Below are 20,432 nucleotides of genomic sequence, written 5' to 3' on the forward strand. Positions count from 1 at the left end.
ATCTATAAAAAAATTATTGTTTGAATTTATAAAACTGCTTATTTAAATAAGCGGCAACATCTGCTTCGTCTTCAGGAAATAAATCTAGCCTTAACTCAGTATTGCAGCGCTCCACCATCGTTTTTAATTTCGCAAAAGAGTTCACCTTGCTATCCGATCGGGTATAAATCATGTCCCCATTTCCAAAGCCAGTTTTCTTGGCATGGCAAGCGTAGCACTTGTTTTGGTCAATTTGCTTGCCATTCTCAACATTTACGTTCGCCATAGCGCTAGCACTCAAGCCAATCAAGGCGCAAGCAAAGACCTGTCGAGAAAATACGGAAAAATTCATTAATAATCGGAATTCAAGGGCAAAGGGCTATTTTAGAGCCAAGTCGCCAATTTCGCCCTCAAGCCCTACTCGGCTTGAATTGATAGGTAGACGTTGTATGCATTCATTCGATTGGCAGCCCTAAATAATGGCATCCCTTCATATTCTGACCAGTCCGTAGACTGATATGCCGCTTCAAATGGATCTAGGTTTAGCGCGGCTGGAGCCATTGATTCACGCAAATACTTCAAGTAATTCCGTGTGAATGCAATATCCTCAAGTGGCTTAGTTGAATATGCTCCATGACCAGGAATCACAACATTAGGGCTGAGTCTCTCAATCTCATCTAAAGCTAACAACCAACCTTTACTATCGGCATTGCCCACAAACGGAATCCGCCCCCGAAAAACTAAATCTCCAGCAAATAGGACTTTCTCGGAAGGCACATAAACCATCAAATCCTCAGGCGCATGTGCGGGACCTACTCTGGATATCAAGAAATCTACTCCACCAACCTTGAGGATAAATGTTTTGTCAATCCAAACATCTGCCGAAATCAGCCTTGTCTTCTCATCTACCCAGGGTGCAAAATCGATCCTCGAGGCAATTAATCGTTGTTTAGCTGTTTCAGAAGATAGATAGTTTCTACCTTCACCCTGAGCATAAATAGTTGCACCGATCTTTTTAAATTCTTGCAGACCATATATATGATCCGCATGATAGTGACTCACAATAACAGCCACCACTTTCTGATTGGTTACCCTCTTAATTTCGTCGATTAGTTTTTTAGCCAAGATTGGTGAGCCAAGCGCATCCACCACAACAACTCCACCGGGAGTGACAATAAATCCCGCATTCGAAATAAAGTTTTGATTTGAGGTATTGCCCATCTCTGGGCGACCCTGAACAAAATACGTATGTGGTGCCACTTGAACAGGCTTTACTGGTACCCCATCTACCACTATCGTATTTTGAGCAATGGCTTGCCCAAAGAAAACAAAGGACCCAATCAGGATCCCAAGGCAAAGCTGGATAAGGCGATTACTAGTTGCCATTTCAAAAAATTATGGCTTGATGTAAGCAAAGCCATCTTTATATTGAAGGTCAGCAACCCGCACTACGCCTGATGGAGTGAAATCTGCATCTAATACGAATTGATCTTTTTTGAGATTACGATTCTTCAAGGTAATCTCACAGACTTCAAATTTGACACCGCGAGACTTCAGAGCGGAGACTAATGGCGCATATTCGATATTGTTCTTTTTATCTTTTGCACCCTCCATTAATAGGTCAACCCCATTTGCGTGCGTCACGACAATAATGGTAGTATTCGGAGCGGTATCTAAATGATTGCGAATGTTGCGCAAACCTTTAATTCCCTGCAATTCTGCATCATCAATGTGGTAAACCACTTTTGTAGCACCTGAACTTTGCGCATGAGCGCCTGAAATTAAGCCAAATGCAATGACAAGAAAAGTAACTAATTGAATCGCCTTTTTCAACATAATCGCTCCACGTATTAGCTTAAATAGGTGCCATGCCAGGATTATTGGCGACGCCTTTGATTACGGGCTCATTTAGCTTCACAGCCTTCACAGTCTTAACCTCTTTTAGGTGACGCTCAATCACATCCCAAATTGGTTCGCCCCCCGCATTTTTAGCATCCTCACTAACTGGCGCCCAACCAGCAACCTTATAGGTCTTGCTGGCTTCAATTGATTTACCATTAAGGCGCATATCAGAAATTCGATTCCCTGCGCTCTGCGCTGGATCGATGGTGTATTGCATTCCACCTACACGAACCATATCACCCCCCTGTTGGTAATAGGGATCTGGATTAAACAGGTTATCCGCCACATCTTCCAGGATTGTCTTGATTGTCTCACCAGACATATTGGTGACAGTGGTGTAAGGATAAGTAATCGCGGTTTGATCCATTAAGTTCTCGCGAGTAATAGCTTGACCAGGAAGTAAGCTGGTACCCCAGCGGAATCCAGGTGAGAATGCAATCTCTGCATCTTTTTGAGCCATTAACCCATCAAGAATCAATTGATCAAAGCTGCCATTAAAGTTGCCGCGGCGATATAAGAGCCCATCGGTAGTAGCCAGCTTTTCTCCAAGCTTAGCCTCATATGGTGCCCTTACCTTGGCGATCAATTTTGACATTGTAGGATCCGCCGGAATCATATTGGAGAAGATTGGCAAAAGCTTGTATCGGAAATCAACTGGCTTATCACCCTTCACATCAAAATCTAACACCCCCAAAAATTTCCCATTTGATCCGGCATTAGTCACAAGCGTCATACCACCACGATTATTCACCTGCACTGGAACGGGCACCCCATCATGCGTATGGCCACCCAAAATGGCATGTAATCCACTGACACGCGACGCCATTTTTAAATCCACATCCATGCCGTTATGCGAGAGCAGCACAACAACTTTAGCCCCTTTTGCTTTCACTTCATCAATTGTCTTTTGGAGATTCTCTTCTTGAATTCCAAATGTCCAGTCTGGCGTGAAATATCTTGGGTTTGCAATTGGTGTATAGGGAAATGCTTGACCGATGATGGCAACTTGAACGCCATTCATATTCTTCAAGACATATGGGTTAAATACCATATCGCCAAAATCGGATGTTTTTATATTTTGCGCAATGAATGAAACTTTCCCCTTAAAGTCGCCATTCACAATATCCATCACGCGCTTTTCGCCTAGCGTCATTTCCCAGTGAGGTGTCATCACATCTACACCGAGCGCGAGAGCGGCATCCACCATATCTTGACCATTAGTCCATAACGCTGTGCCGGAGCCTTGCCAGGTATCACCACCATCCAATAGTTGCGCGCCAGGGCGTCCTGCTTTTAATTGCTTAATCAGTGTTGCCATATGAGCAAAACCGCCCATCTTTCCATAGTTTTGAGCTGCAGCAACAAAATCTAAATAGGTAAAGGCGTGAGCATCGCGTGTTCCTGGTGCAATACCATTGGCTTTCAGGAAATATTCGCCCACCAAGTGTGGGGTCTTGCCCTCTTGTGCACCAATACCTAGATTGACATTGGGCTCACGAAAATAGATTGGCAATAATTGCGCGTGGCAATCCGTAAAGTGCAATAGATGAACATTACCAAACTTTGGAACATCATAAAATTTTTGAGCTGCAACTTGTGCGCCCGCAAAATTTGATTGCAAACTCATTCCGCCTGCCGAAGCAAAAGCTAGAGCCTGCAAGAAATCGCGACGACTTAAAGACATAAATTTCCCCTGATAAAAAACAGGCCTTACGGCCTGCTTTTGATTTATTGATTTACTGGTGAGGCGGGATCCAGCAATAAAGCCATCAAGTCCTGAATCTGCTGCTCATTTAGTAACTTAAAGTGTGCAAATCGTGGCATATTGCTGCAGGCGTTATATGCCTTGGAGTTATTGATGCGATTCCATGTGTATACAACTAACTCTTGGGAATTGCCACGCAACTTGCCATAATTCCAGAGTGATGGCCCTATCGTGCCGTATGAAATTTCTTTCTTATCAATTTGATGACAGTTGTAACAGCCACCACCAATTGGGGTATCGGCTTTATCAGTCCAAGTAGCGCCACGACCGCTTTGTGCAATCGCCTCACCCTTCTTCCAATCTCCGATGTATTTGCCATCGGAAGGTTGCTTAATACTATCCATATTGATTTTTTGGATCTTTTCACGCATCGCCTGACCCTTATCGCTATTTGCAAATACAGGATCGGAACAGAACTTTTGAGTTGCATCTTGATCGATACGATCTAGCCCAGCAATGCCCTCTGCACGGAAACCATCCTTCATCATTTTGTTGAACTTCGGATCATTCGCTTGCTGAGCAAAAACAGAACCCTGGAAACACATTGCTGAAAAAGCAATAGCGCTAAGGACCAAGAGGGATTTAATGTTTTTCATTTTCATGTTCTCTATCTCTTATCCATTAACGCTTTAAACCAGGAGTTTCAACTGTGCCACCGTTGGCATTCTTTGCCATATACATTGACAAGGCGATAGTTAGATCAGATCCATAAATGGGGAATGGGAAGCGCTGTTGACGATAGCAATCATTCAAACGTTGTTGCATGGTCCAAAACTGTCCACTAGATACGCGGTATGCAGGCCAATAGCCCCAACCCATTGCGGCACCTTTTTGGGTCGTCAAATTAGGCAAGTCCTGCAGGCGAATCCGCTTTCCATCTTCACCATGGCAAGATGCGCATGAGAAATCCATCGGACCACCCTGAAAATAAAATGCGCGCTTACCAAGCTCATACATCTCTTTTTCTTTTGGATGATTGGTGCTTACTTTAATCTTGTCACCCTTTGATGCTGTTACCACATAAGCAACAATTGCCTCCATATCTTTCTTGGGGCCTTTTTGGAAAGGCGCATCAACCATCTCTTGAGGGTCGCGTCCTTGTAGCTTTTGCATACAGGTCATCAATCGAGATTCGAGATCTTGAACCTTGTTGGTATCTTTGAAATAGCGTGGCAATTGTGCGGCTGCGCCTTTAACAACTCCAGGCCCTAAACCCAAATCACATTTCTCTAGGGTTGCGTTTTTAGGTCCTGCAGGCTTTTTCCACAAATCTTCACCAGCTGCTTCATAAAGCTCCGAAGGGTTTCCATCTGCAATCATTTCACGATATTTTGCAATCTCATCTGTCGCTGTTTGAGCAAACAAAGTGGATGAGATTGATAAGCTTGCCACTAATATTCCTGAGGACAAGCCTAAGGTGAATTTACGCTGCATTTGATTCCCTTTCAAAGCCATAGTGAATTAAGAGTTCTTAAGAAGCCGTTGCCTCATCGGTACGCTTATCACCCTTGTTGTCGACCCAGCTCACCACAATCTTGTCGCCCTTGGCACCTTTATATTTAAAGTTCAAGAATGGATCCTTAGAGACAGCTGGACCAAACTGACCATTAAATACATCTTTGCCGTTTGCTTTCACATTGATTGTTGTAATGTGCCATGCTGGAATAACTTTTCCGGAAGCGTCTTTACGCTGACCAGATTCCATATCATGCTTCATCAAAATTTTTACATCTACAATTCCACCATTTTCAGCGGCTCTAACGCGCATTGGATCAGCCATATTTTCCTCTTGAATTCGTAATTAGTTTATTGATCTTGATTGTTTGGCATTAGCCGCCACAACCACCTAGAGTGACCTTTACTTCTTTAACAGCCATACTCCATTTTCCATCCGCCTTTACTAAAGCGTAAACATTTGAGGTTTGACCCATCTTGATACGCGTTGTTACAAATGACTCAGTTCCGGATGGAATAAAGAATTGTGCAGCTAATGCACTAGGATTCTTTTCCACGAGAATAGCCATTTGCTCCGCTTTCAATGAAGTGGTGATGCCCACTGGCACAACAGCACCATTTTCTGCAATATCAGGAGCATTTAAAGTGACTGCACTTGATTTATCTGGACTGCCGGCACCCAATATTTTGAATACGTCATCTAGACCCTTGCCTTCAAAAGCGGCTTTATTCCACTCTTGTGCTTGAGCCACGCTGATGAGACCTGCCGAGGCCATTAATCCAAAGACGGCTGAATACTTCAATACACTGCGTCGCTGTTGATTCATAAATACTCCTTTATTAATTCTTTTGCCCTGAATATATTATCTACTTTTGAAAAATACATGCTGGTTATTACTTAAACTGCATTTATTTTCCACCCGAAAGCACCCAAGTGACTAGCGCTTTGCGATCCTCATCTGACAATTGTGCTTGTGGTGGCATTGGAATCGACCCCCAAACACCTGAACCGCCATTTTTAACCTTCTCCATCAACTTATCTAAAGCGCCACCCTGCCCCTGATACTTAGCCGCAATATCATTAATAGATGGGCCTACGAGCTTGGCATTTTGAGCATGACAAGCTGAGCAGTTCTCACTCTTAAATAAGGCAGCTGGCCCTTTTGAGCTAGCAGCATGAGTATCAGATGCATGCGCTAAACCTTCACCAGCAGCTCCCGGCAGCTTAGCTAAAGGTGGCTTAGTAGAGTCTGCCCCACGGAAAGGTCCATATTGGCGATTTTGTTCAGCGATATTGCCATGGGCATTACGCGCATAGTCTGGCAACTCAGAGCCTATTTGAACAAACTGCACGCAATTATTCATGCAAGCCTTAGCGTGAACATCTGGACTACCCTTCGCGCTCCACAAACCATGCTTTAGTGTCATACCATTGCGATTAGGCATCCGTTTTTGCACTTCAGCAATATTGCTATTGCTTAATACATAATCGTCCGGCACTACTTCTGCCATACTCAACAAATAGGCAACCAATGCATAAGTATCATCTGGTGTTAATGACCGAGGTGCATTCCATGGCATTGCGCGATAGATGTAATCCCACAAAGAAGATACCGTGGCCACCTTCATGATGGTCGTCCTTTGAGGTTGTTTACGATCAGCCAGAGAAGCCACGCGACCCGTTTTGATATCGTCAACCGTAGTACCCCCAATGATGGGTGTAAAGATCTCATTGGACTCGCCAAATGTTCCATGGCAAACAGAGCATTTAGATTCCCACAATTGCTGCCCTTTATCTACTGAGCCGGACCCTTTTGGAAGACCCTTGAAATCAGGGCGAACATCAATATCCCATGCTGAAACCTCTGCCGATGTTGCGTCTCTGCCGATGCCAGGAAAACGTGATCCTGAATTTTGCGCAAATGAAATGTCTGTTACCAAGCAACTTGATAACAAAAGGGAGGTTAAATTTAAGAATTTAGCCAACTTGTACATTGCTGACCTCCCCGTTTGGACTAACTTTCCATGACTGAATCGCGTTATTGTGATAAATCGATCTAGTGCCACGAACATCCCTTAGCATTTTGATTGTTGGCTGAACATATCCAGTATCGTCAATCGCGCGCGACTGCAAAATTGCTGGCGCACCATCCCAAACCCAATCAATATTGAAGCGTGTCAATGCTTTGCTTAAAACAGGAGTTTCAAGTCGCGCAGTCTTCCAGTGATTGCCACCATCAAAGGAAACATCAACGCGTTTGATTTTTCCTCTTCCTGACCACGCTAAGCCACTGACGTTATAAAAACCCTTATCCAGTAACTGCTGTCCGCCAGAAGGCGTCGTAATTACAGATTTACATTCTTGAATCGAGGTGTACTGACGCGCCAATCCATCTGGCATCAAATCGTTATAGTGCACCGCCTCATCCTTGGTCGCATAGGGCATGTTACCTACCTCTAGGCGTCGTAACCACTTCACCCAACTAACGCCCTGCACTCCAGGAATCACTAGTCTTAATGGAAAACCATTTTCAGGGCGCAACATTTCTCCGTTCATACCCCAAGCAACGATCGCTTCATTCAATACATCTGGCAAGTTGATGGTTCGCGTCATGCCAGAACCATCACCACCTTCAGCTAATAAATATTTGCCTTTCTTTAAATCTGCACCACACTCTTCTAGCAAGACAGACAAAGGTACTCCAGTGAACTCACAACATGACAACATGCCATGGGTGTACTGAACTGTAGGGACAGCAACATTCCCCCACTCCAAGCCCGTATTAGCGCCGCACTCAATAAAGTGAATCCGTGATACCGAGGGTAATCGCATCAAGTCATTCATGGTGAATACTCGATTATGTTTAACCAAGCCATTAATCATTAAACGATGCTTCTCAGGATCAATGTTGTACCAGCCCTGATGATGGCGCTCAAAATGCAAACCATTGGGCGTAATAATGCCGAACAAGCCTTGCAATGGAGTAAAAGCTACTGAAGCGGCAGATACCCTAGTTAGGCCAGGTGATTCGCGACGAATTAAATTGGCTTCGTAGATAGATGGCATTCCATACGGCATAGTCGCCACATTCTTGCCCAAGGTGGTTTGCCATTCTTGCTTTTCTAAAATGACTGGATCGCCATCTGACGCGAACACATCAGCGGAGCCAGTGCCAACCGTACTACCAAGCGCAGCCATAAAACCTTTACGCAAGAAACCTCGGCGTGCGTCATCCATCCCATTCTGATTCAAGTCAGCAATCAACTCTTGAGAAATAAAGTTCTCAGGGGCCTGCTTAATTTGTCCTTTGCGTTTTTGATCAGCCATTAAATGAATACCTTCAAAAAAATATAAATGAGTCCTGATTTCAACCTTGATGTTGCTGTAACTTAAACCGCGTTAACAGGAATCTTTAAATAAGAAACTCCATTAGCCTCTTTCGGAGGAAATTCTCCTGCGCGTATATTGACCTGAATTGCTGGCAATATCAGCACTGGCATTTCTAAAGTTGCATCACGTTTCGTGCGCATCTCAATAAACTGCTCTTCTGAAATTCCGTCATGCATATGAATGTTGGACTTCTTCTCTGCAGCGACCGTAGTCTCAAACTGTATGGGTCGATTATTTGGAGGATAGTCGTGACACATAAATAATCGCGTTTCTGGCGGATTACTTAAAATCTTTTTCATCGATTGATATAGGACGCTCGCATTACCACCCGGGAAGTCACAACGCGCCGTCCCAACGTCAGGCATAAACATCGTATCGCCAACAAAAATCGCATCCCCAATCTGGTAAGCCATACAAGCAGGCGTATGTCCGGGGACAAAAATAGCCTTTAGGCTCAGACCGCCAAAATCAATCTTCTCTCCATCCTTGAGTAGCCGATCGAATTGGGAACCATCGGTTGGGAATGTGCTCTCTAAATTAAAGATGTCCTTAAAGACATCTTGAACTACAGAGATATGATCACCGATAGCAAGCTGTCCACCAAGCTTCGATTTCAAATAAGGAGCTGCAGTGACATGATCAGCGTGCGCATGAGTTTCTAAGATCCACTCAACCTTTAATGCATTCTCTTTTACAAACCGGATAACTTCATCAGCCATCTTGGTATTAGTACGACCTGACTTAGGATCGTATCCAAGAACACTATCAATGATGATGCATGGGGCGTTAGGCTTCTCATAAACAACATAAGTCACCGTCCAGGTATCGACATCAAAAAAGCCTTTTACAACCGGATTCATCTTTCACTCAACTAGGTAATTTTTCTAGGTGAAATTATTTAATAAAGCTGGTAAAAATACACTAATAACTAACCCTTATATATATATTACTATTAGTAATAAAGACTGTTTAGCTATATAACCATTGAACTTGAAAGCGAATTAGATGAACACAATACAGCGCAATACTGAATATGACGTCTTAATTGCAGGTGGCGGTGCTGCTGGCATCGGATTGGCAGCAAGCCTCAAAAATAGGGATAAATCACTCAAAATTGGAATTATCGAGCCTTCTGAGGATCACTACTACCAACCATCTTGGACCCTTGTTGGTGGTGGGGCCTTCGACGTCAAAAGCAGCAAGCGCAAAACTAAAGACATCATTCCAGCAGGCGTTACTTGGATCAAAGACAAAATAACGGGCTTTAATCCTGATGCAAATGAAGTACGAGTTGCTCACGGGAATCCAATTCACTACCAATATCTGGCAATTGCCACAGGGCTCAAAATGAAGTGGGAGGCAATCCCTGGATTGGTAGACACCATTGGAAAGAATGGTGTTACATCTAATTATAGTTATGACTACTCCCCTTACACCTGGGAGCTAGTCAAACAAATGAAATCTGGAAAGGCGATCTTCACACAACCGCCAATGCCAATTAAATGTCCAGGTGCCCCACAAAAGGCAATGTACCTCTCTTGTTATGAATGGGAAAAACAAGGCAGACTTAAAAATATTGATGTTGAACTAAACAATGCTGGCGCAGCTTTGTTTGGTGTGGCAGATTTTGTGCCACCGTTAATGGAATACGTTAAAAAATATGATGCCACTTTGAACTTTAACTGCAATCTCATCTCGGTTGATGGTCCGAATAAGAAAGCGATCTTTGCCGTTAAAGATGCCGATGGCAATACTTCCCAAATAGAAAAATCTTTTGACATGCTGCACGTTGTACCACCACAAGGGCCCCAAGATTGTTTGATAGGTAGTCCTGTTGCTAATGCAGATGGTTGGGTAGAGGTAGATGAGTTCACTCTGCAGCACACCCGTTATCCAAATATATTTAGCTTGGGTGATTGCTGCTCCTCACCGAATTCAAAAACGGCTGCCGCTGCCAGAAAACAAGTGGTTGTCGTTGCCGAGAATTTATTGGCACATAAACATCATCAACCAATGCCTCTCAAGTATGACGGGTACGGTTCTTGTCCATTAACCGTTGAAAGAGGAAAAATTGTTCTTGCAGAATTTGGATACGGCGGAAAGTTATTGCCAACCTTCCCATGGTTAATTAATCCACTTAAGGCTACCAAGCTAGCTTGGATATTGAAGAAGGATGTGCTGCCCTGGCTTTATTGGAATGCAATGCTCAAAGGAAGGGAGTGGCTCGCACGACCATTTGAAAATTAAAGCATGGAACACATTCTTCTAGCTCCGGCCCTGGGGATGTTTATTGGCGTCCTCATGGGGCTGACTGGCGCAGGTGGAGGCATACTTTCAGTACCGCTTCTGGTTTTTGCTTTTCACATGCCAATTGCTGATGCGGGTCCTATTGCATTAACTGCAATTGCTTTGTCAGCTGGCGTAGGTGCATTGATTGGACTCTATTCCAAAGTGTTGCGCTATAAGGCGGCTATGTTCATGGCTGGCTTTGGTCTTTTACTTTCACCTCTGGGTCTATGGGTCGCTCAGAGAGCGCCAAACACACCAATGCTACTGATCTTTAGCGCTGTGCTCATTTATGTATCGAGCAAAATGTTCATTCAGGCTACACAAACCATTGCAGGCAAACCTCCTGTGCTAACTAAGCCTCCTCCATGCCAATTGGATCTGTCCATTGGCAAATTAATTTGGACGGTGCCATGCGCCAGATCATTGATGCTCGCAGGAGCATGTGCTGGATTTTTATCTGGGCTACTTGGGGTTGGTGGTGGCTTTATCATCGTCCCCTCGCTGAAGAAATTTACCGACCTCCCAATGAAGGCTATTGTCGCCACCTCTTTAGGCGTGTTGGCAATAGTCTCCGCTGGTGGCGCAGCGATATCTCTTGTTTCAGGAACGCTTGATTTATCGATTGCCATACCTTTTAGCGGCGGCTCTCTTATTGGGCTATTGATTGGAAAAATTCTCGAAAGAAAAATGAGTGGCCCTCGAGTCCAGCAAATTTTTTCCATATTTACCTTTCTGGTAGCTATCAGCCTAATTTATAAGTGCGCTACTTAATGTAGAGAGAATCTATTGAGAAAAGGCTAAAGGCCGCAGAAGCGGTCTTTTTTATAGCCAATGGCAATACAATTCAAGGGTGATTGATATTGATGCCCTTCTTCTCTCCCTAAAGTTAGCCTTATGGACTTTGGTCCTAATTCTGCCTTTTGGAGTTTGGGTAGCGCACTACCTTCAGAGGATGCGCAAAGGACGATCTTGGATTGAGGCAGCCCTTGCCCTCCCTTTGGTTCTACCCCCTACCGTTCTTGGCTACTATCTTCTTGTTGGCTTGGGCGGAAAAAGTTTTTTTGGCATCCCTCTGGTATTTTCATTTACAGGAATCTTAATTGCATCGCTCATCGTCAATCTGCCATTTGCTATTCAACCAATTCAGCGCGCTTTTGAATCTATTCACCCAGAAATTCGTGAGGCAGCTGAAGTTAGTGGCCTATCTCAATGGCAAATCTTTCGGTTGATTGAACTACCCCTCGCATGGCGTGGCATCACCAGCGCTGCAGTCTTAACATTTGCACATACGCTTGGTGAATTTGGTGTCATCCTAATGGTTGGCGGAGCGATTCCAGGTGAAACAAAAACCGTGTCGATTGCGATCTACGACAAAGTACAAAGCTTTGATACCTCGGGTGCTGGAGTGCTTTCGCTAATATTACTAGGCACTTCATTAGTGGCTATCGCTCTTTCTTATGGCGTTTTTGGTCGCCAATCAAATCAATCTCGTAATTCAGAGTGGAGAGCCTGATGTTAAGAGTAAAGCTCACTCAAGCTTCACCCACACCCCTACAACTCAATATTGAATGCACACCTGGTGAGCTGCATGCCCTAGTGGGTCCATCAGGTAGTGGTAAAACAACGGCACTACGCACTATTGCTGGATTAAGTAATGCACAAACAGGAAAAATTGAATGCGATGGCAACACCTGGTTTGAAGCTACTGATATTGGAGGCATCACCACAGCACTGAGCCCTGCTCAACGCTCATGTGGGTTCTTGTTTCAGCAATATGCACTGTTCCCACACCTTTGCGCACTCGATAATGTTTGCATTCCCCTATATAACTCTGTGCCATTATTGGAAGAGCGCAAAGCATTGGCTCAACAGTGGTTAGATCGCATGGGTATTGGCGAGCTTGCAAAACGTATGCCAAATCAATTGTCTGGCGGACAACAACAACGTGTTGCGCTAGCAAGAGCTCTTGCTAGATCACCAAAGATCTTATTGCTAGATGAACCCTTCTCCGCGATTGATGCTCCAACACGCCAGAGTCTATATAAAACACTTGCACAACTACGCAAGGATTTAAATATTCCTATATTGCTGGTGACGCACGATTTGAGGGAGGCTGATCTCTTGGCCGACCGAATTACGGTAATTGACCAAGGTGTTGGTCTGCAAACAGCGCCACCCAAAATTTTGTTTGAGCGCCCACGAAACTCTCGTGTTGCGGAGCTAGTTGGCATCAACAATAAATTCGAAGGCATCTTTACCGCAGGGGAACTGAGTTGGAATGGCTGCCAGCGGGTATTTAATGTTGTTGATAAGGGAAAAATACCGCCCAATACGCCTGTCGCCTGGGTTATTCCCGCTGATGGCTTAAGCTTAGATGTGACTCAGAGCCCCACCTCTATTGAGGTGATGGTTGAACAAGTTAGCGCAATTGGACAGATAGCCGTTATTCAATTGAGGACGATCGAAGGAGGCCATGCAGTTATCTGGGAAGCTTCTGCTGCCGAAGTTAAACGACTAAGCCTAGAAGCCAACAAAACATGCCATCTAGAAATTGATGGGGGCAAAATTCATATCATGCCACTGCGCCCCATTAATGATCCAAGGCGCTTTAGTAATTAATGCCTAGGTTTCTGGGCCACCAAGCCTAGCAATGCAGACATGCCTTCATGTCTAGCACCCTCAGACAAAAACTTTTCATAAGAACGTAGCTCAAGTATAGAGAAATCTTTAGCTAGCTCTCGAATCAACTCTTCGGTGTAAAGATGCTCAATAAGAGATGGGCCACCAGTCTTATATTCCAACTGCTTTGGTGTATAGCCTTGAAGAATAAAGACTCCACCAGGCTTTAAGGTCTCATAGGTTTTTTGGAAAATTCGCTCACGCATTGCGGGATCAGCAAATTGGATAAAAATTCCTATCACCGCATCGTAAGCATTCTTGGGCCATGAATAACTATCTGTATCTGAGAATGCATATTCCACATCAACCTTATTCTCTTGGGCAAACCGTTTTGCCTTTTTGAGCGCAATATCAGAAGCATCAAAGCCGACAACCTGCATTCCCTGCTTGGCCAGCCAAACACCATTGCGCCCTTCGCCATCCGCAATACATAAGACTCTGTCACCAGGCTTTAGATGCTGCTTGGATTTCTCAACTAGATATTCGTTGGGTTCTTTGCCAAAGATGAACTCTTCATTATCAAAGCGCTCATTCCAGAACTGTGTAGCATCACAAAACCCCATAGGTTTATCTTGATGTACTTGTTTATTTTTTGAGTCCACCAACAAGATCACTCTTGAGATCGTTGATATTTTCTAAACCGACAGCAATGCGCACCAAACCATCAGAAATTCCAGCTACTTTACGTGCCTCTGGACTTACGCGGCAGTGTGTAGTTGTCGCAGGATGTGTAATGGTTGTGCGTGTATCGCCTAAGTTTGCAGTAATAGAGCAAAGCTTGGTTTGATTGATCAACTTAAAGGCAGCTTTTTTACCCCCCTTGAGCACAAAGGAAACGATTGCTCCACCCTCTTTTTGTTGGCGCTTTGCCAAAGCATGCTGAGGGTGTGATTTCAGGCCAGGATGGTAAACGCGTTCAACGCCAGACTGCTTCTCAAGCCATTGAGCTAAAGCAAGGGCGTTCTGGCTTTGTTGCCTCATACGAAGCTCAAGTGTTTCCAAACCCTTTAAAAATACCCAGGCGTTAAATGCCGACAAGGTTGGTCCAGCGGTGCGAACGTATGGAAAAACTTTACCCATCACAAAATCCTTGCTGCCCACAATTGCACCGCCTACAACTCTACCCTGACCATCCAAATACTTAGTGGCGGAGTGGATCACAACATCAGCTCCTAGCGCTAATGGTTTTTGTAATGCAGGCGTGCAAAAACAGTTATCAACAGCAAATAAAGCGTTTGCTTTCTTAGCAATCTTAGAGATGGCTTTGATATCCGCAATTTCAGTCAAAGGATTTGAAGGCGTCTCTAGATAAAATAGCTTTGTATTAGGCTGAACAGCGCCCTGCCATGCCTTGGTATCTGTTAAATCCACATAGGTTGTAGTGATGCCAAAGCGACCCAAGATATTAGTGAACAATTGAATCGTTGCACCAAATACAGAGCGTGAACAAATGACATGGTCGCCAGCCTGAAGATGAGCCATTGCCATAGTCAGAATTGCAGACATTCCAGATGCAGTAGCAATACAAGCCTCACCACCCTCTAAGGCAGCTAGGCGATCTTGAAACATACTGACAGTAGGATTGGTGAAGCGCGAGTAAATAAAGCCCTGGTCAGCATGAGCAAATCCATCGGCAGCTAACTCAGCACTATCAAAACAGAAGCTAGATGTCAGAAACATCGCTTCGGAGTGCTCTTGATAATCGGGGGTGCGACGAGTGCCAGCGCGGACGGCAATCGTCTCAAGCGCCAACTTAGAAAAATCAGGTTTTTTGCGGGTGGTTTTACTCTTCATACCGCTATTTTGACACCGAATGATAGATTTGCCTCAGAGAAGGCGTAATCAGAGATGATCGTGTGGCTTTTTAGTCTTCGGTTGCCAGATGCAAATGCAGCTGCGAGCGAGCAAAATCACTTGAATCACGCTGACGGTCAGCCTTAGCTGCAGAGGAATTACGTTGCGCCTCTAAAGCATCTAAATACGACTCATTGATATCGCCAGTAATGTAATTGCCATCAAAACAAGAGGCTTCAAAGTTCTGAATCTTAGGATTAATGTCACGAACCGCCTGTTTCATATCCTCAACACTTTGGTAGATCAACTGATCGGCACCAATCATCTTATTGATTTCTTCATCTGTGCGACCATAAGCCACTAACTCGCTACGAGTTGGCATATCTATACCGTACACATTAGGAAAACGTACTGGTGGCGCAGCTGAGGCAAATATCACTTTTTTGGCGCCAGACTCGCGCGCCATTTGCACGATCTCAAAAGAAGTGGTTCCGCGAACAATTGAGTCATCAACAATCAAGATTGTCTTATCCTTGAATTCCACACGCATCGCATTCAGTTTTTGACGAACTGATTTCTTGCGAACGGCCTGACCAGGCATGATGAAGGTGCGGCCAATGTAGCGATTCTTGAAAAACCCTTCGCGATAATCCACACCCAGATTTTTAGCTACTTGCATCGCAGCAGGACGACTAGAATCCGGAATTGGCATGACTACATCGATCTCATCAACGTTCGTCTCTTTGCGAATCTTCTCCGCCAAGTAATCACCCATGCGCATGCGCACGTTATAGACAGTCACCCCATCGATAGTGGAATCGGGACGAGCCATATAAACATATTCAAAGATACATGGTGTGAGAACGGCATTTGCAACACATTGGCGAGCATAGAAGTTCCCATCCAAATCGATATAAATCGCTTCCCCTGGATTGACATCACGCACAAATGTGAAACCAAGACCCTCCAGAGCGACCGACTCTGAGGCAACCATCCATTCAGGGCCTTGAGGGGTATCAATTCGGCCAATGCACAAAGGACGAATACCAAATGGATCGCGGAATGCTAGAAGCCCATAGCCGGCAATCAAGGAAACAACAGCGTAAGAGCCTTTAACGCGACTAGCAACGCCAGTAACCGCATTAAACATTGCGCCCTCATCTAAGGCAGCACTGTTAGTTTCCCTCTGAAGTTCATCAGCCAAAACATTTAGTAATACTTCGGTATCTGAGCTAGTGTTGATGTGACGACGATCACGGTAAGCCATCTCAACGCGCAAACTCGGAGCATTAGTAAGATTACCGTTATGCGCCAATATAATTCCGTATGGAGCGCTTACATAAAATGGTTGTGCTTCCTCTTCGCTACTAGCAGAGCCAGCCGTTGGATAGCGCACCTGACCAATACCAGCATTACCCACTAAGCTACGCATATTGCGTGTTCTAAATACATCTCGCACCAAACCGTTAGCCTTGTGCATCGTAAATGAATTGCCATTCATGGTGGCGATACCAGCAGCATCTTGACCGCGATGTTGCAAAAGCAACAAGGCATCATAAAGAAGCTGATTTACTGGTGAATGGGAAACGGTTCCGACAACGCCGCACATATCGCTAGATTCCTATTGTTAATTTAGGAGTAATGGTTGGGGTAACTTTTGGCATGGCATCGCTTAACTGTTTTGCCCAATCACTTGGAAGCCATCCTTTTATCAAGCCAGTTGCCATATCAACCGCTGGTCGAGTAATTGCATTCTTCCAAGCCATACTTTGCGGGATTGGGGTCAAGGCTGCTAATGTGGCTAACACCACAACAATTAAGCCGCCGCGCGCTAGGCCAAACACTAAACCCAGGAAGCGATCCGTCAGACTCAAACCTGCAGACAAAATAATCTTTTGTACAACACCGCCAAATAAGCCGCAAACAATTAAGGTCAAGATAAACAAAATTAAGAAACTTAATCCAAGACTTAACAGCTCTTCTAGGTGAAAAGTCGAGAGCCATTCAGTGGAGAGATAGTTACTGTAATGGTAGGCAACCCAGGCGGCCACGAACCACGAGGCTAGAGCGAGAACTTCTTTAAATAGCCCCCTAGAGATCCCCACTAAAGCCGAAACCAAAAGTACAACTAGGGTGAAGTAATCCACCGAAGTTAGTTTTAAGGTGGATAAATATTCCATTACTGCTTAGCACTCTCTACAATTTTGGCAGTGGGATTCAAGGCTTTGATTTTCTTTAAGGCTGCCTCTGCCGCATCTCTGTCAGTAAATGGGCCAGCACGGAATGCAGTCTGCTTTACTCCATCACTCTTTGTCTTGGTATACACAGCGTAAGGAATTTTGCTCTCTTTCAGTTTTGTGGTGACGTTCTTGACATTCTCTTCAGTCTCGAATGTGCCAACTGGAATGATGTACTTCACATTTGTTTTTGACGCTACGCTATCAGCTGTCTTAGCCGGATTATCAACCTTTGCCTTTGCGTTAGAAGCTGTCGCAACCACCTCTTCACCAGCCGCCAAGCCTAGAGCGGGCGGCTTAGCCTCAGCTTTTGCTTCAGGTGCAGGTGCAACTACTTTAGGCACCTCTGCTGGTACCTCTTGTTTTGTTTCTACTCTCGCTTTTTCTTCCGCTTTTGGTTCAGGCTTTGGGTCAGGAACCGGGGTTGGCAAACTCGTCACAATATTGACTGCGATGTCATTACTAACAGCCTTAGGTTTGTTATCCAAAATACGCGGGAGTCCGACCACTGCAATCAACACCAAAACGGTTGCGCCGATTAAGCGATGACGAGCACGTTGTTGTTCAGGATCTTCGGTAAGAGCGAGTTCTTCAGACTCTAAGGCGCGTTGGAATGCGCGAGGCGCAGCTCTTTTGGTGGAGCGACGCCCCACAGACCCTGCTTCAAGGTCATCAGACTGAGTTTTTCGCTTAAAAAAGCTTGGTAAACGAATCATGGATCAATGCGCCTGGTTGTTTCGATAAGCCATTACGCCTGCAACGGTATAGAAGGATCCGAAGATCACAATTCTATCACCCTCACGCGCCTGAGATAGCGCTTTTTGATACGCTAAAGCGGGATTTTCGAAGATTTCAATCCCCCCGTCAGCCCCATTTTTAGGCTTGACCCCCATGGATTCGAGCTTCTGAGCTAAGGCTTTTGCGGACGCTGCCCTAGAGGTTGGCAAATCCGTGCAAAACCAAAAATCTACGATATTCAGGAGGGGCTTAATAACCCCTTCGATATCTTTGTCCGCCATGGCGCCAAAAATGGCATAAGTGTACGGGTGATAACCCATCTTATCCAAACCCTGCCCCAAAGTAGCTGCTGCATGAGGGTTATGAGCCACATCTAGCACAACTGTTGGCTGTCCCGGAAGAACCTGAAAACGGCCAGGGAGCTCTACCATCGCAAAACCGTTACGTATATCTTGGGCGCTTACAGGCAAGCGCTGATGCAAGGCCATTAACGCCGCTATTACTGCGGATGCGTTCAGGATTTGATTTGCACCCCGCAAGGCTGGATAACCCAAACCGCTGAAACGTTTTCCACGTCCTGCCCAACCCCACTGTTGCTTATCGCCTTGGAAGTTGTAATCTCGACCTTGCAACCAAAGATCACAACCCAATTTCTCAGCATAATCAATTAAGGATTCTGGCGGCACTGGGTCCCCACAGACAGCGGTATGCCCTGGACGAAAAATCCCTGCCTTCTCCAGACCAATTGCTTCGCGTGTACCACCCAAGAAATCGGCATGGTCAATATCAATGCTAGTGACAATAGCGCAATCAGCGTCAACAATATTGACCGCATCCAAACGACCGCCCATGCCCACCTCTAGCACCACCGCATCTAAGTTCGACTTTGAGAATAAATACATGATTGCCAAAGTCGTGAACTCAAAATAAGTGAGCGTTGGCGCATCAACCAAGCTAACACGCGCATTTTCAACAGCGGCGAAACTCTCAAGTAAGAGCGCATCTTTGACTTCTTCGCCATTAATGCGGGCGCGCTCATTAAATACCAGAAGATGGGGTGAAGTATGGCAACCCACACGATAACCCGAGGCAAGTAAGATGCTTTCGAGATAGGCACATGTCGAGCCTTTGCCATTTGTGCCTGCGACCGTAATTACTGGACAATCAAAATGGAGATCTAATGCAGCCTTAACGCGATTAATGCGCTCAAGCCCCATATCGATACCGACTGGGTGAGCAGTTTCAAGGTGGCCAAGCCAAGCCTCGAGGCTATTAAAAAGAATTGGGTTTTGATGCGCGGTGCTCAAGCGCTTAAACGGCTGAGCCACCCGCAATCGCAGGCTCTGGAAGTTTTTGCAATAAGGCCAGCAAACGCGCAATCTCGCCACGCATTTGTCGACGGTCGACGATCATGTCGATTCCACCCTTTTGCATTAAAAACTCTGAACGCTGAAATCCTTCAGGTAATTTTTCGCGAACAGTTTGCTCGATGACGCGCGGCCCAGCAAATCCAATCAATGCTTTTGGTTCAGCCATGACAACATCGCCCATGAATGCAAAACTAGCTGAGATTCCGCCCATAGTGGGATCAGTCAATACGCTGATATAAGGCAAACCTTTTTTAGATAGCAAAGTCAACATTGAATTTGTCTTTGCCATCTGGAAAAGTGACAACAAGCTCTCTTGCATACGAGCGCCGCCCGTTGCAGTAATACATATAAACGCACACTTCTTATTGATAGCCTCTTGAACTCCACGCGCAAAGCGCTCGCCAACAACGGAGCCCATTGATCCGCCCATGTACTGGAACTCAAAACAAGCAGCTACAACTGGAATGCTCTCAATCTTGCCACCCATCACAATCAAGGCCTCAGTTTCACCGGATGCATCATTTGCTTCTTTAATGCGATCAGGGTACTTTTTGGAGTCCCTAAATTTCAAGGGATCGGTTGGATAGATATCAGCTCCGATTTCATAGCGACCCTTTTCGTCAAACAAACTATTTAAACGCTGACGCGCACCGATCCGCATGTGGTGACTACATTTTGGGCAAACCGATAAATTTGCTTCAATGTCTGTACTGTAAAGAACGGTCTCACAACTCGGACACTTAACCCATAGTCCCTCTGGTACCGATTTGCGATTCGCTGGATCAGTATGTTGAATTTGGGGTGGGAGTAATTTATCTATCCAGCTCATCAGT

At 45.1% G+C, this 20,432-nt stretch carries 22 protein-coding genes; 4 read left to right on the top strand and 18 right to left on the bottom strand.

The genetic code is table 11. The annotated features are described in order from the left end of the window. Positions 1-13 precede the first annotated feature (13 nt). The 11 genes from NHB35_RS06245 to NHB35_RS06295 all read right to left on the bottom strand — a co-directional run bounded on the left by NHB35_RS06245 (position 14) and on the right by NHB35_RS06295 (position 9,352). Positions 14-331: a hypothetical protein gene (locus tag NHB35_RS06245; protein WP_353431523.1), complete on the bottom strand. Its 318-nt coding sequence runs from the start codon at positions 329-331 to the stop codon at positions 14-16. A gap of 65 nt (positions 332-396) precedes the next feature. Next, complete coding sequence (locus tag NHB35_RS06250; RefSeq protein WP_353431525.1) at positions 397-1,365, bottom strand: MBL fold metallo-hydrolase; 969 nt, start codon at positions 1,363-1,365, stop codon at positions 397-399. A gap of 9 nt (positions 1,366-1,374) precedes the next feature. Continuing rightward, entirely contained in the window at positions 1,375-1,812 is a 438-nt protein-coding gene (locus NHB35_RS06255; protein WP_353433411.1) for a DsrE family protein, read from the bottom strand. Between the two features lie 22 nt (positions 1,813-1,834). After that, complete coding sequence (gene soxB / locus NHB35_RS06260; protein ID WP_353431526.1) at positions 1,835-3,565, bottom strand: thiosulfohydrolase SoxB; 1,731 nt, start codon at positions 3,563-3,565, stop codon at positions 1,835-1,837. A gap of 44 nt (positions 3,566-3,609) precedes the next feature. After that, complete coding sequence (gene soxX / locus NHB35_RS06265) at positions 3,610-4,248, bottom strand: sulfur oxidation c-type cytochrome SoxX (RefSeq protein ID WP_353431527.1); 639 nt, start codon at positions 4,246-4,248, stop codon at positions 3,610-3,612. Between the two features lie 19 nt (positions 4,249-4,267). After that, positions 4,268-5,080: a sulfur oxidation c-type cytochrome SoxA gene (gene soxA, locus NHB35_RS06270; RefSeq protein ID WP_353431528.1), complete on the bottom strand. Its 813-nt coding sequence runs from the start codon at positions 5,078-5,080 to the stop codon at positions 4,268-4,270. 37 nt (positions 5,081-5,117) lie between these two features. Continuing rightward, positions 5,118-5,426 carry a thiosulfate oxidation carrier complex protein SoxZ gene (gene soxZ, locus NHB35_RS06275; RefSeq protein ID WP_353431529.1) on the bottom strand — a complete coding sequence of 103 codons (309 nt, stop codon included), beginning with the start codon at positions 5,424-5,426 and terminating at the stop codon, positions 5,118-5,120. Between the two features lie 49 nt (positions 5,427-5,475). Beyond that, positions 5,476-5,928 carry a thiosulfate oxidation carrier protein SoxY gene (gene soxY / locus NHB35_RS06280; RefSeq protein WP_353431530.1) on the bottom strand — a complete coding sequence of 151 codons (453 nt, stop codon included), beginning with the start codon at positions 5,926-5,928 and terminating at the stop codon, positions 5,476-5,478. A gap of 82 nt (positions 5,929-6,010) precedes the next feature. Further along, positions 6,011-7,096 carry a c-type cytochrome gene (locus NHB35_RS06285; protein WP_353431531.1) on the bottom strand — a complete coding sequence of 362 codons (1,086 nt, stop codon included), beginning with the start codon at positions 7,094-7,096 and terminating at the stop codon, positions 6,011-6,013. Beyond that, a complete protein-coding gene (gene soxC / locus NHB35_RS06290; RefSeq protein ID WP_353431532.1) occupies positions 7,080-8,429 on the bottom strand; it encodes a sulfite dehydrogenase in 1,350 nt (449 codons plus the stop codon). Before soxC ends, NHB35_RS06285 begins: the two co-directional genes overlap by 17 nt. Before the next feature lie 62 nt (positions 8,430-8,491). After that, the gene (locus NHB35_RS06295; RefSeq protein ID WP_353431533.1) at positions 8,492-9,352 is read right to left on the bottom strand and encodes an MBL fold metallo-hydrolase; all 861 of its coding nucleotides are present in this window, start codon (positions 9,350-9,352) and stop codon (positions 8,492-8,494) included. A gap of 145 nt (positions 9,353-9,497) precedes the next feature. On the opposite strand from NHB35_RS06295, the gene NHB35_RS06300 reads away from it, so the two are divergent. The 4 genes from NHB35_RS06300 (at position 9,498) to NHB35_RS06315 (ending at position 13,400) form a co-directional block, all read left to right on the top strand. Then, positions 9,498-10,739 (top strand): FAD/NAD(P)-binding oxidoreductase, encoded by a 1,242-nt coding sequence (locus tag NHB35_RS06300; RefSeq protein WP_353431534.1) that lies wholly within the window; start codon positions 9,498-9,500, stop codon positions 10,737-10,739. Between the two features lie 3 nt (positions 10,740-10,742). After that, positions 10,743-11,552: a sulfite exporter TauE/SafE family protein gene (locus NHB35_RS06305; protein WP_353431535.1), complete on the top strand. Its 810-nt coding sequence runs from the start codon at positions 10,743-10,745 to the stop codon at positions 11,550-11,552. Between the two features lie 79 nt (positions 11,553-11,631). Further along, the gene (modB, locus tag NHB35_RS06310; RefSeq protein WP_353431536.1) at positions 11,632-12,294 is read left to right on the top strand and encodes a molybdate ABC transporter permease subunit; all 663 of its coding nucleotides are present in this window, start codon (positions 11,632-11,634) and stop codon (positions 12,292-12,294) included. Further along, positions 12,294-13,400: an ABC transporter ATP-binding protein gene (locus NHB35_RS06315; protein WP_353431537.1), complete on the top strand. Its 1,107-nt coding sequence runs from the start codon at positions 12,294-12,296 to the stop codon at positions 13,398-13,400. The genes modB and NHB35_RS06315 overlap by 1 nt, the downstream gene beginning before the upstream one ends. Here NHB35_RS06315 and NHB35_RS06320 read toward each other — a convergent pair. The 7 genes from NHB35_RS06320 to accD all read right to left on the bottom strand — a co-directional run bounded on the left by NHB35_RS06320 (position 13,397) and on the right by accD (position 20,428). Beyond that, on the bottom strand, positions 13,397-14,062 hold the full coding sequence (locus NHB35_RS06320) for a class I SAM-dependent methyltransferase (RefSeq protein ID WP_353431538.1): 666 nt from the start codon (positions 14,060-14,062) through the stop codon (positions 13,397-13,399). The genes NHB35_RS06315 and NHB35_RS06320 overlap by 4 nt on opposite strands. Next, on the bottom strand, positions 14,046-15,254 hold the full coding sequence (locus NHB35_RS06325) for an O-succinylhomoserine sulfhydrylase (RefSeq protein ID WP_353431539.1): 1,209 nt from the start codon (positions 15,252-15,254) through the stop codon (positions 14,046-14,048). Before NHB35_RS06325 ends, NHB35_RS06320 begins: the two co-directional genes overlap by 17 nt. 70 nt (positions 15,255-15,324) lie before the next feature. Further along, entirely contained in the window at positions 15,325-16,863 is a 1,539-nt protein-coding gene (gene purF, locus NHB35_RS06330) for an amidophosphoribosyltransferase (protein ID WP_353431540.1), read from the bottom strand. Between the two features lie 4 nt (positions 16,864-16,867). Beyond that, positions 16,868-17,434 carry a CvpA family protein gene (locus NHB35_RS06335; RefSeq protein ID WP_353431541.1) on the bottom strand — a complete coding sequence of 189 codons (567 nt, stop codon included), beginning with the start codon at positions 17,432-17,434 and terminating at the stop codon, positions 16,868-16,870. Next, positions 17,434-18,207 carry an SPOR domain-containing protein gene (locus NHB35_RS06340; protein ID WP_353431542.1) on the bottom strand — a complete coding sequence of 258 codons (774 nt, stop codon included), beginning with the start codon at positions 18,205-18,207 and terminating at the stop codon, positions 17,434-17,436. The genes NHB35_RS06335 and NHB35_RS06340 overlap by 1 nt, the downstream gene beginning before the upstream one ends. A gap of 3 nt (positions 18,208-18,210) precedes the next feature. Continuing rightward, positions 18,211-19,557 carry a bifunctional tetrahydrofolate synthase/dihydrofolate synthase gene (gene folC, locus NHB35_RS06345; RefSeq protein WP_353431543.1) on the bottom strand — a complete coding sequence of 449 codons (1,347 nt, stop codon included), beginning with the start codon at positions 19,555-19,557 and terminating at the stop codon, positions 18,211-18,213. Continuing rightward, a complete protein-coding gene (gene accD / locus NHB35_RS06350; protein ID WP_353431544.1) occupies positions 19,541-20,428 on the bottom strand; it encodes an acetyl-CoA carboxylase, carboxyltransferase subunit beta in 888 nt (295 codons plus the stop codon). The genes folC and accD overlap by 17 nt, the downstream gene beginning before the upstream one ends. Positions 20,429-20,432 lie beyond the last annotated feature (4 nt).

This window comes from Polynucleobacter sp. MWH-UH23A (assembly GCF_040409805.1).
Lineage (GTDB): Bacteria > Pseudomonadota > Gammaproteobacteria > Burkholderiales > Burkholderiaceae > Polynucleobacter.